The following is a 17,494-nucleotide window of genomic DNA, read 5'->3' as shown; positions in this document are numbered from 1 at the left end:
GGTGTTGTAAATTTTGACGTACAGCCTATCAGAACAAAGATCAATCCATAAATGGCCGTCCCCGTCGGAGACGACCATTTGATTCTATTTAATTTTAACAAGGGTAGCACCGTAGCCAAACTTTTCTTTTTGGGCGTCTTTAAAATAATTGATCTCTTTATTTTTGCTGAGACGCCTGTGGATTTCGTCCCTCAAGGCCCCACTACCCACTCCATGGATAAAGGTAATTTCGCTCATACCACCGGCTATTGCCCGCTCCAGGCAGCTCTCGAAGGCGGCCAATTGCTTGGTGAGTATCTGGTCTTTGGAAATTCCGGAATCCGCCGGACTGAGCTTTTCGATATGTAAATCGATCACATCGGTAGGAGTCTCTAGCGGCTCATTCTCAACCGTTTCGCCTCCCATCATCTTCTCTCTTAGGCGCTCCGACAGCCCTTCCACTGGTTGGGGTTCGGCCTGCTTCAATCCCTCCTGATCGAGCTGAAACACGTAGGCATCCTTATCTAACAAGGGAGCACGGCGCTTGCTTTTATAAAACGACTGAGCCCTACATTTCATTTTCTTGTTCATAGGGAGGGGCAATTCATAATGGCCCTCTCTGTAAAACAAAAAGTTAAACTCAAACACCGGCCAAGCCTCGAAGTCTTTCATCTGAAATTCCGAAAGCTTCTGACTACTACGCGCTTGCAATGCACCAGCGGCTAGTCCTTGGTGGGTTTTCCCATCGAAACTGGTGGCCGTAAAAGGAAGCATCCAATCCGAATTATTGATTAAATGGACCGTCACCGCCCGATCGTTTACCGCCACAAAGGCCAAATACACTCCTTTCTCTGCAAAAGGAGCCGGAGCCTTAAACACATGATCCGACTCTTTTCGGGGTTGTATACCTTGGGCCGTTTTGCCCAACCTCTGCGATTCTACGGGCGAAATCGTCACTAGCTCGTTTCGTAATACCGGTATCCTAAAACCGTCTTCTATCTCCACTTCAACGACATTTCCGGGTAGAAAGGCATAAATAATGCCCTCTTCCCTACCATGCACCAACCTGACCTTATCTCCAATATTCATATATGATTCAATTTTATAATTATGCTAAAATAGGTACTTCTTGATAATCCCCATCGATAGCCCTTTTATTTAAAAATATAACGGGGCGAATTGTATTCCTTTACCGCTGACTACCAGTGCCGGGGCGGGAATTTTGATGGAATTGGTTATAAAAGCAAGGGTTTTAAGGAACTTGCTACGCGTATTGAGCTTGGTGAGATCGACATCAATCGATAGGTAAAACTGTCGGCCTGGCTTATAGCCCATCTCCCTGCTTAGGTTAGTTTCGGCCGATACCATCCCATCGATTCCATAGCCTACCGACAAACACAGCCAAGCCGGCCATTTGCTCCCAGGCAAAAAAGACTTGGGACTCCCTGAAAACCAATACGTTTGCCCATTATAATCCTTTAAAAGTCTTTCGGCTGGAGTTTCTCCTAGTAGCCCTGGCCTTACCTTGGAGTACCCCGTAAAATGGGTAGAGAATTTGGGTTGAATACGAATTTCATCCCATAGGGCCATCTGGCCATAGAAAAGGGTTGAGCCAGCCACATTAGCTATCATATCGCCTGGCGAAAAACCGTAGTCGGGAGAAAAGCCATCTAAAATTTCGATGGGCGTCTGAAAGATAATACCAGAAACAGCGCCATAAACGATCATCTGCCTTTTGGAAATCCCAGCCGTTTTATAAATAGCGGCGGTATGCCGGGCAATTTGGTAGGATGTGTAAAGATGCCCCATTTTGTCCATTTGTAACCACTCATAAGTGTCATCCTTGATTTTAAAATGGGTGGGGTCGTTCTTATACCAGGCCTTACTAAGCCCTACTAGCGTGCCCGCATACAAGATGGATTGCCCGGCAAAAATGGCCCTTAACCTTCGGTAATTGGGCCGCTGCTCAGTGGTGTCGACCTGTAGCGAATCGGACTGGGCCCAGCCTTGCTTCGCCACCATTGACAATAAAATAAAGAAAATTATAAAAACCCTTCTACCTACCATTATATTTTGGCCATATGTTTATAAGGCATACAACCTTTAGAATCTCATTTAATAAGCGCCCAAGTACTTCCTCAAACCCCATTCCATGGTCATCAGTAAGATAATCAACAGGGCTATCCACCAGTAATGAATGATCCCCTGCAGCCGTTCGGCAACATCCAGCCTATCGGCAGGCCTATTTGCTTGCAAGTTCTCAACAAAAGACGCTATCCCCTCTTTTTCAAGGAACGTCCCCCCATTATTTTGAGCCACCTCTCGCAGCAAACCAAAATCGGCGGTGGTGCTACCTTGTTCCAAATCCTGCTTTTTTATTATAAATTGACCTGTGACTTCTTCATTTGCACCATCGATATTCGCTGAAGCTTTAAAGCGATAAACCCCATTATCCAAGGCACTGATCTGATATTTCGGCATTTCCTTGCTCACTCGGTAATTGTAGGACTTAGGGGAATGCTGGCCATCGGCCAACTCCAATTTTATATCGTTCCCATACACGGATTCATACACCTGGTTGTAAACTTCTGTCCGAAAGTCGACCGTTTCACCTTCTAGGTACTCATTTTTGACAGGGTACACCCTAAATTTTCGTTTATCCTCTTTGACAGACAAAAGCTGAACCAACTTTTTAAATAACTTATCGACTACCTCTTGCTGACCAGTCAACAAAAACTCCTCTTGCCTCCAGGCCCATAGGCCTTCCCCCGTCAAAACTCCCGTTTTATTCCCATCGGCCATCCGTACCAATAGCAAGGGCTTGGTGGTCGGCACGCTTCCAACTTGCTGATACAGTATAGCCTCAGCACCAGTCCGAATCTGGTAATCGCCAAATGGGACACTCAAAGGTGGAAGCTTGCCCAGCACATCTAGCTCCTTTTCATCAAGATTTAATAGATGAAAGGAAGTATTATATTTCCCTCGAACCAAATCCTTTTGATTTCCATTCTCCACGATCTGTAGTGCTTGGTTCAAGGTATTGAAAGCCGAGGTACTAGATTGGTTTCCTAAAACGAATAATAAGGGTGTATTAGTTTCCCGGAAGTTACTGATAAGTTGATTTCCAATATTCATGTTATTGGGGATCTGATGCAAAATCACCAGATCGTAGGGTTTGGCCGATTTGGGCAGGGTGGCATTCACCGACAATACCTGTGAAACTACCTCATAATTATCGTCGGACTCCAATATCGCCTTTAAGGCTTTGAGGTCAGGATGAGGGACTGCACCAAGTAATAGAATCCGCTGCCGCCCATCAATAATATCGATATAGACATCCTTATCATTATTTTCCTTGGAGTACTCGCCACTAACAGGCACCACCGACACCGTATAGCGCTGAACGCCCTTTTCTGTAGAAGTAACCTCAAAAGTTAATTCCTGATAATATTCCTTACGATCAATACCGACAGACCGGCTTTCCAGAACTTTACCGCCATGCTTTAATAATACTGTGGCCCGCTTCCCTTCCAGCCCTTGTCCTACGAGCTCCACTTTAATGGGAAACTTATTGCCTAGGTAAGCCACCTTATTATGGACCACTTCGGAAACCCGAAGGTCGGCCACCGGGGTAGTATCGCCCAAGGCGAGGGTATTGACCCGAAAAGGCATTGGCTTATAGATGGGTGAAAGGCCTCGGTTAACGATCCCGTCCGAAATAAGGACCAAATCGGTCAGGTGCTGCCCTTCGTACTGCCTTTTCACAGTAGCTAATAAGGTCGATAGATCCGTTTCAGGAAAGTCAAATTGGAGGCTATCGAGGTTGACATTATTTTCGTTTAATGACTGCCAGCTAACGTCAAAGTCTTTTTCCTCCAGCTGGCTGGACAAGGACTTAGCTAGCGCCCTAACTTCCTGGGCATATGGAGCCATAGAGGCCGAATTGTCGATAGCCAAAACGATCTTGGCCTTTTCGGTAAGGGTTGTGGTATTCCTTACCAAGGGATTCAGCAATAAAAAGACAATAAAAGCGATCAAAAAACCCCGTACTCCAGCCAAAAACCAGTTCCATCGGGCACCCCATGGCCCTACTGGCCTGTAAAGTAATAGCGCATAGGCGGCCCCAGCCAATATACAGAGGACCAAAAACCAAGGAGGAGTTTGAAAAAGCAGTTCTGAATGTACCATATTAGCCTTTAAAGGGCGGGTTTATCAATACCTAAAATAATAAGGAACGCAAGTTAAGCCCTTAACTTGCGTTCCCAAAATACTTAATTTCCATATCTTACCCAAGAGGTGTAAGTTGGCAGGGCTAGGTCAACATCCCTCCGTCTACTTGCAACACTTGGCCGGTAATATATCTGGACAGATCGGATGCTAAAAATACGCAAGCATCGGCCACGTCTTCAGGCTGGCCCCCACGCTTCATAGGAATAGATTGTTTCCACTCCTCTACGGCTTTGGTATCGATGGCATCAGTCATTTCCGTCTCTATAAACCCAGGAGCCACGGCATTGGATCGTATATTACGTGATCCTAATTCCAGTGCTACCGACTTGGTAAAGCCTATAATTCCCGCTTTAGAGGCGGAATAGTTGGCCTGACCCGCATTTCCACTGATCCCTACCACCGAGGTGATGTTGATGATAGATCCACTTTTTGCCCGCATCATGGACTTTATGGCGGCCTTGGTAAGGTTAAAGACCGACTTCAAATTGATGGTCATTACCGAATCCCACTGTTCTTCGCTCATTCGCATCAGTAATCCGTCGCGGGTCACTCCGGCATTGTTGACTAGGATGTCGAGCTTACCGAAGTCCGCCAACACATCGGTTACCAGCTGATCGGCAGCCTGGAAGTCAGAAGCATCGGACCGATACCCTTTGGCTTTAATTCCAAATTGCTCCAATTCCTTTACCAAGGCTTCGCCTTTTTCGACGCTAGACAAATAAGTAAAGGCTACATCGGCACCTTCCTGGGCCATGCGCAAGGCTATAGACCGACCGATGCCCCTTGAAGCGCCGGTTACCAAGGCTACTTTTTTTTCAACTAAATTCATTCCTTCCGTTTGGGTTGATACTATGCTTTATGATCAAGAATGGATGTGTAGACTACTGAGAGTCCCACAACCTTTGGCAAAAATAGACTTTTACTAAGATAGAACAAAAATCTAAGGCCTGAGGCTGAATTTTAAAATTCTGCGTAAACAGGCAAACCATCGACTCCAGAATACTGTTGAGGGGATAGTATTTCGAAATTTATTCATTAATAAACACTCAAAATGACCGAATCAATTGTAAAAGTGGCCTTAGTCACTGGCGGATCCAAGGGTATTGGATACGGCGTGGCGGAGGCCTTGATAAAAGACGGTATAAAAGTAGCCATTACCAGCCGTTCCCAGTCGGCAGCCGATGCAGCCGCCGCAAAGCTGAATACCATTAAAGACGGCTATGCCCTCGGCATTGCCTCCGACGTTCGCGAGTTGAGCTCCCAGGAGCAAGCAGTAGCTACAGTAATAGGACACTTCGGCCGCCTCGACTATCTGATCGCCAATGCAGGAGTGGGGCATTTCGCTCCCATCCAAGAGCTAACCGCCCAACAATGGCAAGAAACCATCGATATTAACCTCACTGGCGTATTCTTTAGCGCCAAAGCTTCCCTGGCCGCGCTCACAGAAACACAGGGTTATTTCATCACCATTTCCAGCCTTGCAGGCACCAACTTCTTCCCTAGTGGAACGGCTTATAATGCCAGCAAATTTGGCGTGGTAGGCTTTTCTCAGGCCATGATGATGGACGTTCGAAACGCTGGCATTAAGGTATCGACCGTTATGCCCGGATCGGTGGCTACGGAATTCAACCACCACCAGCCCTCCGACAAGGACGCATGGAAGATTCAGCCTGAAGATATCGGACAGATCGTCTCCGATTTAATTAAAATGCCTGCCCGAACCTTGCCGAGCAAAATAGAGGTACGCCCCACCATGCCCCCAAAATAAATATCCGAACTTATATTACGGCAGCAAGCCCCTCCTATGCCCCTAACTGGTGCATATGGAGGGGCTTTTTGAATTAGATATTTTTTTTACAATCATCCTAAAGTTTTTTATAACTTAAGGATAAGGTGATGGTTTTAGCACTATGGGCTAAATAATTAAGTCTGCAGTGAGAAAATAGCTGTCGAGAATAGGTCATGGGTGGGGGGGGGAGTACAAACTGGTCCAAGGATTCGAGCAGTCAAGAACGGCAGGTTAGAATAAACCCTATTAACTTCATTTATAGATACCTTTCTATATCCATACTGACATGAAGAATTCTGATTATTTCAACAATATTATCAGGTGAAAAACGGAAGAATATATAATGCTTGCCATGCATTGTTTTCATATATCCCTTCCGGACTGAATCAATTGCCTTGCCCTTTATTCTGCCTGCTGCAATCCCTTCAAAACTGGATACCAAGCTATCAATGTATCTCTCTGCCTGATTAACTGACCATTCATGAACGGTGTAATCCCAAATTTTTACCAGATCATGCTCCGCCTGCTTAGTAAGTTTATACTTACTCATTAGCTTCAATAATCTTTATCAATTTAGCCTTGAAGTCAGTTGGATTAAAGTTCTCTACCCAGCCACTCTCTTCTCCATCGATAAGAGCTTGCCTTAATAACCTGAGCCTCTGCTCTTCTTCTTCTAACAAGCGCAACCCTGCCCGAATCACTTCACTAGTTGATGCATAGCGACCTGTATCTATTTGATTTTGAATAAATGAATCAAAATGTTGCCCTATTGAAATCGAGGTGTTTTTGCCCATACCATTTTATTTTTTAACCTAGGAGCAAAGTTACCAAAAATTGGTAACCGAAACTACCCAGTATACATTTTACTCTAAATGATGCTCAATAGCACAGCCCTCCGACAAGGACGCATGGAAGATTCAGCCTGAAGATATCGGACAGATCGTCTCCGATTTAATTAAAATGCCTGCCCGAACCTTGCCGAGCAAAATAGAGGTACGCCCCACCATGCCCCCAAAATAACGGCAAAAACACGAACAGAGCCATTGCCTCTCCTGTGCCTCTCATTAGTGCGTATGGAGAGGCTTTTGCTATTAATAGTCTTTTGTTAATAATTTTTCGCTATAAATGAATATTTTACATATATTTATAAGGAATACATTACGGTAATTTCCTAGACATGGATGCCTTCATCAACTATTTCGAAACGATTTCGTCATCCCATCGGGCAGCGATCTTGATAGGGGGCATCTTGCTATTCTGGCTGATTGAAAACAACTGGCCTTTGTTTCAATTTAAATATCAAAAGTGGAAACATGCCCGGGTCAACTTTTTCTTTACCCTCACCACCATTCTCGTCAATATGCCTTTGGCATTCTTATTGTTAAGAACCAGTGATTGGGCCACCTCCTCTTCCGTCGGGATCATCCATTGGCTGTCCCCCCTACCCATTTGGCTAAAGGCCCTAATCGGCCTAATGGTATTAGACCTTATCGGTGCGTGGCTGGCGCATTGGATACAACATAAGGTCAAATTTCTGTGGCGTTTTCATATTATTCACCATGCCGACCAACAGGTGGATACCACGACCGCCAACCGACACCACCCAGGAGAAAGTATGGTAAGGTTCGTTTTCACCCTCTTGGCCATCGTCGTATCGGGAGCCCCCATGTGGTTGGTTTTTCTTTACCAGTCCCTATCGGTCGTGCTATCACAGTTCAACCACGCCAATATTGTATTGCCACGTGGCTTGGATCGTCTGCTGAGTTGGGTGCTGGTCACTCCCAACATGCATCATATTCACCACCATTACCAGCAACCCTTTACCGACTCCAACTATGGCAATATTTTCGCCTTTTGGGATCGCTTGTTGGGCACCTTTCAGTACACGCAACAGAAAAACCTGATTTATGGGATCGATACCCATCCAGATCCTCAAGAAAATGCAAAAATTGCGAACCTACTTAAAATCCCCTTCCAAAGGTACCGTCCCCCTGTTTCTTCCCAAAAAAAGGACTCTTTCTCCGCCCAATAAAGCTTCTTACCCAACAATATTTGGCAAAGAATTAAATCAGGCGGTCCTAGTTATTAAATATTTTTAATAACTTAGCCTTTAAAGGACTATTCCAACCAAAATAATACTATCTTTTGAAGAAAAAACTACGCATACTTGTGCAGCCATTCTTGGCTTCTATCCTCCTACTCATTTCGGCGCAACAGGTACAGGCTCAATACCAACCCACGTGGGAATCGCTCGACCAGCGTGAGGCGCCTACCTGGTACAAAGGGGCTAAATTTGGCATTTTTATCCACTGGGGTCTGTACTCGGTACCTGCATGGGCCACCAAATCGGGTGCCGACGGCTTCGGAAGTGGCTATGCCGAATGGTACTGGCAACGCCTACATGCACCGAACCTAAAAATCCATCAAGAGTTTGTCGACTTCCAAAACAGGGTATACGGTCCCAATAGCCGCTATCAGGATTTTGCCGGCCAGTTTAAGGCCGAGCTCTTTAATCCCGATGATTGGGCAGAGCTATTCAAACAAGCGGGTGCCAAGTACGTGGTATTAACCTCCAAGCATCATGAGGGCTACACCCTATGGCCTAGCGCCCAAGCTTGGAACTGGAATGCGATGGACATAGGACCCAATAGGGACCTGGCAGGAGACCTTTCTGAATCCATTAAAAAAAGTGGTCTTAAAATGGGCTTTTATTATTCATTATACGAATGGTTCAACCCTACCTACCAATCCAATGTCGATACTTATGTGAGCCAACATATGCTCCCTCAGATGAAAGATTTGGTAACCCGATACCAACCCGACCTGCTGTGGGCAGATGGCGAATGGGACCACCCAGCTAAGACCTGGCGGAGCGAGGAATTTCTCGCTTGGCTTTATAATAACGAGGCAGTAAACGAAAACATCGTCGTCAACGACCGCTGGGGTAACGATACCAAAGGACTTCACGGGAGTTTTAACACTACAGAATATGGGTCGGGGACGGTTTCGTCCGACCGGCCTTGGGAAGAGTGCCGAGGCATTGGCGAGTCGTTTGGCTATAATCGAAACGAAAACCTAAACGACTACAGAACTGGCGACTACCTCATCCATACCCTTATCCAGATCGTCGCCAAAGGCGGGAACTTTCTGCTCAATATAGGCCCCACGGCCGATGGCCGCATACCCGTCATCATGCAACAGCGCCTCCAGGAAATCGGTAAATGGCTAGAGGTAAACGGGGAGGCCATCTACGAAACCGAGGCATGGAAAGAGGCTCCTGCTAGTTCCGATAGTACGGTGTTTTATACTCGAAAAGGAAAAGATCTTTATGTGCACTGTACGACTTGGCCCGAAAAATTGGTCGTTAAAAATATAAATAAACCCGCGGCCCTAGCGCTACTGGGTCTTAAAGCCCCCATTAGCAGCCGGTATAAGCAAGGTAGTCTTGAGATAAAATTGCCTACCGTTACGCCCAACAACCTCCCCTGTCAGTCGGCATGGGTGTTCAAACTTAGCAACGTATTAAATTAACCCACTAACCTATATGATCATGAAACGCAACCGCCGTTCTTTTCTTCGTCTATCGGCCCTGGCCCTCCCTTTTTCGCAGGCCAATTTCTTACAAATCCCTAAGGCTGTCAATAAGCCCGTGGTAATTTCTACCTGGGACAGCGGGCAGATCGCCAATGGAGCCGCTTGGCCCATACTCGAAAAAGGCGGCAGGGCATTGGATGCTGTGGAACAAGCCGCTATCGCCATCGAGAACGACATCAACTGCTGCGTAGGCTTGGGAGGAAACCCAGACCGAGATGGGCATGTAACGCTGGACGCCAGCATCATGGACGAAAAGTCTAACTGTGGCTCGGTAGCCTTTATGGAGCGTATCAAACACCCTATATCAGTGGCCCGCAAGCTTATGGAGACCACCCCTCACGTATTTTTGGCTGGTGAAGGGGCCCAGCAGTTTGCGCTTGCAAATGGTTTTAAACTAGAATCCGCAGCATTGTCCCCTTCTGCTAAGGCCACCTATGATCAGTGGCTAGAAAAGGCTGAATATAAGCCTGTGATAAATATAGAGCTGCAACAAAACAAGGGGAACGGACCATTTGCTCCCGCTCGCTTAGATGATGGCTCTTTTAACCACGACACCATGGGAACCCTGGCCTTAGACGCCAATGGCGATGTGTCGGGAATGTGCACGACCAGTGGAATGGGCTTTAAGATGCGCGGACGTGTAGGCGACTCCCCCATCATAGGGGCAGGATTGTTTGTAGACAACGAAATAGGCGCTGCAACCTCATCGGGGCAAGGAGAAGAGGTGATCCGTGTATGTGGAACACACTTGGTGGTCGAATTTATGCGATCGGGTCTTTCGCCAGAGCAGGCTTGCAAAAAAGCGATAGAACGCATTGTAAAACCCAACCCCGAACGAGCAAAGACTTTTCAGGTAGGGTTTATCGCCATCAATAAAAAAGGAGAAATAGGTGCATACTCCATATTAAAAGGATTTAACTATACCGTAACTGAAAAAGGGGGTAAACCCAAAGTAATAAACGCTAAAAGCCATTTTGCCTAGAAACTGATCGATTGATAATGATGAAAATTAAAACTTTAGCCTTTTTGCTTTGTTCCATGGCCAACGGGCTATGGGTATCGGCACAGCAACACGCCGAGCAAGACCACTCCAAATACGTCCCTCCTACCGACCCTTTGGTGCAGGCCAAATTGGCCCAATGGCAAGACGTAAAGTTCGGGCTCATGATGCATTGGGGCACTTATAGCCAATGGGGAATCGTAGAGTCCTGGTCGTTATGCCCCGAAGATGAGGGCTGGTGCGAGCGCCGCGGCCCTCATGCGCATAATTGGTACGAATACAAAAAGGCGTATGAGGGGATTGCCGACTCCTTTAACCCGGTTCAGTTCGATCCTGAGAAATGGGCCGTTGCCGCCAAAAATGCGGGGATGAAATATTTGGTGTTTACCACCAAGCATCATGACGGCTTCGCCATGTTCGACTCCAAATATACCGACTATAAAATCACCAATACCCCCTTCGGAAAAAACCCTAAAAGCAATGTCACCAAAGAAATCTTGTCGGCATTTAGAAAAGAAGGGTTTATGACCGGCACTTACTTTTCTAAACCCGACTGGAACACCCCGTCGTATTGGTGGCCCTATTTCCCTCCTAAGGACCGGAATGTGAGCTACGACCCAAAGAAATATCCCGAAAAATGGCAGGAGTTTAAGGATTTTACCAACAACCAAATTCAGGAGTTGATGACTGACTATGGGCAGATAGACATCCTATGGCTCGATGGGGGCTGGGTACGCCCCTTTAGCTCGATAGACCCCAATATTAGCTGGCAAAAATCGATCCCCTACGACCAGGACATCGATATGGCCCGCATTGCCAAGCTTGCACGGCAAAAGCAACCGGGGTTGCTGGTAGTAGACCGTACCGTAACGGGGGCTTACGAGAATTATGTCACTCCCGAACAGCAGGTCCCAGATCATTATATGCCTATCCCTTGGGAATCGTGCATGACCATGGGCAACTCCTGGTCCTATGTACCCAACGACCCCATGAAAAGCACCCATCAGCTGGTACATACCCTGCTGGAGATCGTTTCAAAAGGGGGAAACCTGTTGCTCAATATTGGTCCTGGTCCCGACGGTACTTGGCCCCAAGTCGCCTATGACCGTTTAGAAGAAATAGGCCTATGGATGAAAGACAATGGTCAGGGTATTTACGGTACAAAACCCAAAGCTCCCTACCGTCAGGGCAAGTGGGCTTTCACCCAGAAAGAGCAGACTACTTACGCGTTTTATCTGGCAGACAAGGGAGAAAAGCTTCCCAAACAATTGAAAATAGAGGGATTAACACTAAATTCGAAACAAAAAATAAGTATCGCCAAGGGTTCAACGTCTTTAAAACATAGAGATGGAGTGCTACAGCTCTCCGACAAACTCGTCGATAGCATTGGCGAACAGCCTGCCTATTTATTCATCATCGAATAGTCACCTAACCTCTTTAAGAAAAAATATCATTATATGCGTAAATCATTATTAGGACTGTATCTGGTAGCCTCTTCGGCGGTACTAGCCCAAACACCCCCAAAGCCCTATGGTGCCCTACCCGCTCCCAGGCAGCTGGAGTGGCACAAAACGGAGGTCTATGGACTGATTCACTTCACCCCTACTACCTTCGAAAATAAGGAATGGGGCTATGGTGATGCCGAGCCAAAAACCTTTAACCCTTCCGATTTCAATGCCGAACAGATCGTACTGGCCGCCAAAGCAGGAGGCCTGCGTGGTATCGTATTGGTATCTAAGCACCACGATGGCTTTGCGCTGTGGCCTACCAAAACTACCGAATACAATATCAGCAAAAGCCCCTTTAGAAACGGCAAAGGCGATTTGGTGCGTGAGGTAGCCGATGCAGCACGCAAGCATGGACTTAAATTTGGCGTTTACTGCTCCCCTTGGGATCGTAATAATGCTCAATATGGCTCACCGGAATATCTGCAAACCTATAGAGCCCAGTTAACTGAGCTCTATACCAACTATGGGGAGCTGTTTATGTCGTGGCACGACGGTGCCATGGGTGGAGACGGATACTATGGAGGAGCCAAAGAGAAGCGATCTATCGACAACACCGTATATTACGACTGGTCCAATACCTGGGGCAATATCACCCGCAAGCTGCAACCCAGCGCCAATATTTTTAGTGATGTAGGCTGGGACGTCCGCTGGGCGGGTAACGAAGACGGTTCCGTCAACGAGACCTCTTGGGCCACTTTTACACCCGTGCCACCAGTAGGTAAGCATGAAGCCGTGCCAGGCCAGGCTAACGCCACCGAAAACCCGGGAGGCACACGGCATGGTAAACTGTGGATACCTGCCGAATGCGACGTACCCTTACGGAAAGGCTGGTTTTACCATGAAAATGAAAAACCTAAAAGCCCTGAGCGCCTATTTGAACTGTATATGAAGAGCGTAGGCCGTGGAGCCGCATTAGACTTAGGCTTGGCTCCCGATACTCGTGGACAACTGCATGAGGACGATGTGCAGGCTCTTAAGCAATTTGGAGACCGGATCGCCAAAACTTTCGCCCTTAATTTGGCCGCAAAAATGCCTATTCGGGCCGAAAATGTCCGGGGATACAATTCCATTTATTCTGCCAAAAATATCTTAGACGGAAACCCTGACACCTATTGGGCTACTGACGACGACTTTGTCACCCCAAATGCCATAGTCGAAATGAGCAAACCCGTAACCTTCGATATCATATCCCTGGAGGAGTATATCCAGTTGGGCCAGCGTATCGAAGCGTTTGCAGTAGACGCCTGGGATGGCCAGCAGTGGCAGGAAGTGGCATCGGCCACCAGCGTTGGCGCCAAGCGGCTCATAAAACTAGAAGCTCCCGTAACCACCCAAAAAGTAAGACTACGCATCACCAAGTCGCCGGTAGCGGTGGCCATCAGTGGTTTTGGCTTATATAAAGACGCCTACTAAGCGAGTGATTTAGCAACCCCCTCAGTCGGTTTACCATGCTGCTGAGGCTACAAGACTGGCACCCAATTGAATGATTGGGTGCCAGTCTTGTATCTGGAGATACTCGGAGGCCATAGTCTCATGGGGACCGGTTCCCCTGAATCGCGGGGGTTCAACCTACAGATGGGGAATAACGTTAATATCAACCTCATGCCCGACACCCGCCTAGAAACCGAAAGATTGTTTGCTGCCTTGTCGAAAGGCATATCCTGAGACAATACGGAGTGTTTTGGAATTTTCTCCCTCTTTAATACTGACAAGGTATGTTCCGGGAACTGTATCTCGAATATCTATACCATCTTTCTCCTGAGAGGTATTCACCTGTTAGAGTGCAATACCAAATACGTAATACAAAACGACCTGCCGAAGAGCCGCATGACCAAACTCCAATAGCAGAAAATCGTTGGCTGGGTTAGGGTATGCATATACTTGTACCAGCTTAGCAGGATCCTCCAGTTATTCGCGATGATTACCTCCCCATCACCAACCTCGTTTGTGCCGTACTTTTATCGTTGAGTTGGGCCGTTATTTCCGAAGCTTCTACTGTGCCGCGGTCGATGACCAGGGTGATCTGATGCTTACCAATTGGCAGTTCTGCGCTGATTCCCTGGCCGGCAATTTTTTGAGATTTCGTACCTATCCAAGCAAGCACACCACGGCCTGTATTGAGCTCAATTTGAACTATTCCTTTACTAAGCACTTCTACGTCAAACCGAACTAAACTATATAATTTATCCTTACCAACCTTTATAGCTGAAAGTTCAGATAATGGAATTCCACCAGAAACGGTACTATAGATAGGTATGCCGGTTTGCGTAGCCGTGTGCATGATCAAATTATCCAGGCCGGTTGCATTTTTTTCTCCGTTAGTTATTCCCTCCCATCTACGTACATAGCGGGTATTCGGCACTCGATATTTTCCAGACTCCCCTAGTCTCGAGAGAAATCCGATCAGGTCAATAAATTCTTGTTTGTCCAGTGAGGCAGTCAAGCCAGGAGGCATCAATGAACCGGGTATTTTTTCTATTTTTGAAATTTGGTTTTTGGCCACATTTTGTTCCATTCCCGTCACATCACGCATCACAATTTCAGTATTTCCACTACTCACCAAATAGCCCATCAACTCACTACCATCCGTTTTTACGATGCGCTGTAACTCGTAACCCTCTTTGATAGAAACAGCCGGGTAAAGGATAGATTTAATAATGGTTTCGGCAGGCGAACTAGTGCCCAGGCTACTCAGGTCAGGGCCGATTAATCCGCCGGCACCACCCAGGGCATGGCAGGTATAACAGTTCGTTTGTCGGAATAAAAGCTCTCCTTTTACTGGATCTGCAGTTGTTTTTGCTTCACCGGCAATTTTGGCAATTTCCGAATCACTTAATTCCTGAGGCATACGTTCTACTGGCAAACTACCGCCCGATTGCTCCAAAGCCTTCTTTAACTGGACTACGTCTTCATCGGTTTGGCGGTTGCCCCGTACTTTCTGTTGCACCTCTTTCCTGGCGAACATCGCCATCGGTTGAGGGATTTTGGTAGTGGCAATGGCTTGTCCAAGGGCAGCTATACCACCTTTGGTTCTAAAAAACGCTTGGAGTACCTCTGAAATATCGACGTTTGCGGGTAGCTCATTCAATAATTTGACGGTCCTATCCGCAGCAGCCGTAACATGGATGGAGGTCATTTGACCAGCAACCAATAACTTCAATGCATCTGGATATTTCCCATCAAGAATTTCAGAGAATTGGCTTTGTGCTTTCTGCGGATTCATCAAAGCAGCTGAAAAAAGTGCGGCCTTCTGAACCCCAACGTCACCACTATTGGTTAATTTTAAAATAGCATCTAACTGATTTTCAAGCTTCCAATACCCTGCCAGTCTAATCGCACTTTGGGCCACTTTAGGATCCCCGCTGGTGGTAAATGGCATAATCCTCACCAAATCATTGGTTGGTTTTTCCTTGCGTCGGGTGTAGGCATCTTCCAGGGCGGCCAATTGCTGACCAGTGCTGGTACCCGATTTTTTTGTAGCTATCTCTAACAGCAAATCCAAATCCCGCCCCGTTCCGTTTCGTGCAATGGAGTTTAACACATCACTTTCATAGGGTTCTGGAATTTCATTTTTTTGGTACAGGCTCATTAATTGTGCAACTGCACTGGCCGAATTGACCGATTTAAGTGCAAAGACCGTTTTTTTAGTATCACCAAAAAACCCAGGTTCGGCGGTAATTCGCTTCGTCCAAACGGGTGCCAGCTCTTGCATGGTTTGCCAGAGGGCGAAATCCAAAAATTCGTCCATCTGAAAATCCAAAACAGCAAGTGCTGTTTTGGCAGCGTCAACCGTATTTAGCTTACCTAAGGCAATTACAGCTTCTAAGCGAACCTGTGGATGAACGTCTTTGCTCGCTTTTGACAATAACTCCGCTGTATTTTTTATATTGTCGTACCAAAACCCCAATGCACGCAGGGCAGCAGCACGAGCATGGTGATTTTGGGAATTCAGCAATTCCAATAGGAGCGGTTCATTTACCGTTTTTAGCGCTTGGTACACCCATAATGCTTCCAATTTTCGTTGTGCATAGGAATGATCATTTTTATCCAAATCGGCTACCCACTTCTCCAAGGCTGGCAGTACCAGTTTTGGTCCACGTTCTTTGAGTACCTGACGGGCATTTGCACGGGTGAGTTCTTCCGGGGATTTCAATGCGTCCAATAAGGCTGTTACAGGTGCTTTCGAAAGGGCTACTTTTTGTAACAGGGGCCGTTTTTTGGCCGTAATTCTCCAGATCCTACCATGCTTCTGGTCGCGGCGGGGGTCATTAAAATCCACCTCTCCATGCTGAATGATCGGGTTATACCAATCGGCCACATATATAGCACCATCGGGCCCCACATTGATATCAACCGGGCGAAAAGCGACATCATCCGTCCACATTACATCATCCACCTGGCGGGAAGCGTAACCACTTCCTTGCTCTTCCAATACAAAGCGGTTAATCCTATTGGCTCTGAAATCATTGGCCAATAAAGTGCCCTGCCAGGAGTCAGGCAAATGTCTGCTGGAAACAATTTCTAAGCCGCTATGCTTGGGCTGGCCCGGATTGAGCCCGCGTATCGTTCTCTCGGCTCCGGGGGCAGTTACAAATGTGGCACCAGGGAAGGCATAGTTTATACCTTGTCCACCGGCTCCATCCGTCAAAAACGATTGTCCCCAATCATCAAAACGCAAACCCCAAGGGTTAATCAAACCCCTCGCATAGATATCCAATTTCAGTGTTTTGGGATCCAGTTGCCATACGCCGCCACCTTCCAAACGTATTACTCCAAATGGCGTCTCTACATGGCTATACGTATAAATGGATTGATTGAAGTATAAAAGTCCCTCGGGTCCCCAGCGAAAAGTATGGATCAGATGATGTACATCGGCCACGCCAAATCCATTCAGTATCCGCTTTTTAAAGTCAGCCTTTCCATCGCCATCGGTATCTTTCAAAAACAGAATTTCAGTAGAATTAGCTACATATACCCCTCCATCACCCGGCAATATACCCGTGGGGGTGAGTAGTCCTTCCGCAAAAATGGTGGATTTGTCCGCTTTACCATCGTTATCGGTATCTTCCAAAACGTAAATCTTGTCGTTGGCTTCCTCTCCTGTTTTCAGGTTTGGATAGGCCGTGCTGCTCACCACCCAGAGTCGGCCATCGGCATCCCAGTTCATCTGAATGGGCTTGGTTACCATGGGTTCTGAGGCAAAGAGGGTAACCTCCATGCCTTCGGCCACTCGAAACGATTCCAATTCCCGTTGTGGATCGGGATCATTATTCCGCTCGGTAATTTCTGCGGAGGAGGTCATGAAAAGTAAAAATGGCAATAGGGCCATACTCCACAACAGCTTATGACAAGTTGGAATCGATTTCATTGGATATACTTTAATAATTTCGTGTA

14 protein-coding genes and 1 pseudogene are annotated in these 17,494 nt (G+C 46.9%); 8 read left to right on the top strand and 7 right to left on the bottom strand.

Annotated features, from left to right (window positions below; genetic code table 11):
* Positions 1-84: 84 nt before the first annotated feature.
* The 4 genes from CLV98_RS09390 to fabG form a co-directional block, all read right to left on the bottom strand.
* Positions 85-1,068 carry a Smr/MutS family protein gene (locus tag CLV98_RS09390; RefSeq protein ID WP_109674074.1) on the bottom strand — a complete coding sequence of 328 codons (984 nt, stop codon included), beginning with the start codon at positions 1,066-1,068 and terminating at the stop codon, positions 85-87.
* A 69-nt stretch (positions 1,069-1,137) separates the two neighbouring features.
* Positions 1,138-2,001 (bottom strand): DUF2279 domain-containing protein, encoded by an 864-nt coding sequence (locus tag CLV98_RS09385; protein WP_229203294.1) that lies wholly within the window; start codon positions 1,999-2,001, stop codon positions 1,138-1,140.
* Positions 2,002-2,094: 93 nt separating this feature from the next.
* Positions 2,095-4,167 (bottom strand): hypothetical protein, encoded by a 2,073-nt coding sequence (locus CLV98_RS09380; protein WP_109674072.1) that lies wholly within the window; start codon positions 4,165-4,167, stop codon positions 2,095-2,097.
* A 124-nt stretch (positions 4,168-4,291) separates the two neighbouring features.
* Entirely contained in the window at positions 4,292-5,038 is a 747-nt protein-coding gene (gene fabG / locus CLV98_RS09375; RefSeq protein WP_109674071.1) for a 3-oxoacyl-[acyl-carrier-protein] reductase, read from the bottom strand.
* A gap of 222 nt (positions 5,039-5,260) precedes the next feature.
* Here fabG and CLV98_RS09370 point away from each other — a divergent pair, with 222 nt between their 5' ends.
* Entirely contained in the window at positions 5,261-5,977 is a 717-nt protein-coding gene (locus CLV98_RS09370) for an SDR family oxidoreductase (RefSeq protein WP_109674070.1), read from the top strand.
* A 277-nt stretch (positions 5,978-6,254) separates the two neighbouring features.
* Here CLV98_RS09370 and CLV98_RS09365 read toward each other — a convergent pair whose 3' ends face one another.
* On the bottom strand, positions 6,255-6,548 hold the full coding sequence (locus CLV98_RS09365; protein WP_109674069.1) for a type II toxin-antitoxin system RelE/ParE family toxin: 294 nt from the start codon (positions 6,546-6,548) through the stop codon (positions 6,255-6,257).
* Positions 6,541-6,792: a type II toxin-antitoxin system ParD family antitoxin gene (locus tag CLV98_RS09360; RefSeq protein ID WP_109674068.1), complete on the bottom strand. Its 252-nt coding sequence runs from the start codon at positions 6,790-6,792 to the stop codon at positions 6,541-6,543. The genes CLV98_RS09365 and CLV98_RS09360 overlap by 8 nt, the downstream gene beginning before the upstream one ends.
* Before the next feature lie 94 nt (positions 6,793-6,886).
* On the opposite strand from CLV98_RS09360, the pseudogene CLV98_RS23885 reads away from it, so the two are divergent.
* From CLV98_RS23885 to CLV98_RS23330, 7 genes and pseudogenes are all read left to right on the top strand, one after another.
* Positions 6,887-7,018: pseudogene (locus CLV98_RS23885) on the top strand (SDR family oxidoreductase); the annotation flags it as partial.
* Positions 7,019-7,175: 157 nt separating this feature from the next.
* On the top strand, positions 7,176-8,030 hold the full coding sequence (locus CLV98_RS09350) for a sterol desaturase family protein (protein WP_109674067.1): 855 nt from the start codon (positions 7,176-7,178) through the stop codon (positions 8,028-8,030).
* A 113-nt stretch (positions 8,031-8,143) separates the two neighbouring features.
* A complete protein-coding gene (locus CLV98_RS09345; protein WP_229203293.1) occupies positions 8,144-9,529 on the top strand; it encodes an alpha-L-fucosidase in 1,386 nt (461 codons plus the stop codon).
* Positions 9,530-9,548: 19 nt separating this feature from the next.
* Entirely contained in the window at positions 9,549-10,574 is a 1,026-nt protein-coding gene (locus CLV98_RS09340; RefSeq protein WP_109674417.1) for an isoaspartyl peptidase/L-asparaginase family protein, read from the top strand.
* Between the two features lie 20 nt (positions 10,575-10,594).
* Positions 10,595-12,016, top strand: coding sequence for an alpha-L-fucosidase (locus CLV98_RS09335; RefSeq protein WP_109674066.1), 1,422 nt, complete (start codon positions 10,595-10,597; stop codon positions 12,014-12,016).
* Positions 12,017-12,049: 33 nt separating this feature from the next.
* The gene (locus CLV98_RS09330; RefSeq protein ID WP_109674065.1) at positions 12,050-13,513 is read left to right on the top strand and encodes an alpha-L-fucosidase; all 1,464 of its coding nucleotides are present in this window, start codon (positions 12,050-12,052) and stop codon (positions 13,511-13,513) included.
* A 66-nt stretch (positions 13,514-13,579) separates the two neighbouring features.
* Positions 13,580-13,765 (top strand): VOC family protein, encoded by a 186-nt coding sequence (locus CLV98_RS23330; RefSeq protein ID WP_146202252.1) that lies wholly within the window; start codon positions 13,580-13,582, stop codon positions 13,763-13,765.
* A 256-nt stretch (positions 13,766-14,021) separates the two neighbouring features.
* Here CLV98_RS23330 and CLV98_RS09325 read toward each other — a convergent pair whose 3' ends face one another.
* A complete protein-coding gene (locus tag CLV98_RS09325) occupies positions 14,022-17,468 on the bottom strand; it encodes a PVC-type heme-binding CxxCH protein (RefSeq protein WP_229203292.1) in 3,447 nt (1,148 codons plus the stop codon).
* Positions 17,469-17,494: the final 26 nt, after the last annotated feature.

Origin of the sequence: Dyadobacter jejuensis (assembly GCF_003149085.1) — a bacterium.
GTDB lineage: Bacteria > Bacteroidota > Bacteroidia > Cytophagales > Spirosomataceae > Dyadobacter > Dyadobacter jejuensis.
Note: the sequence above shows the minus strand (reverse complement) of the source record. Positions and strands in the feature narration are given on the sequence as shown.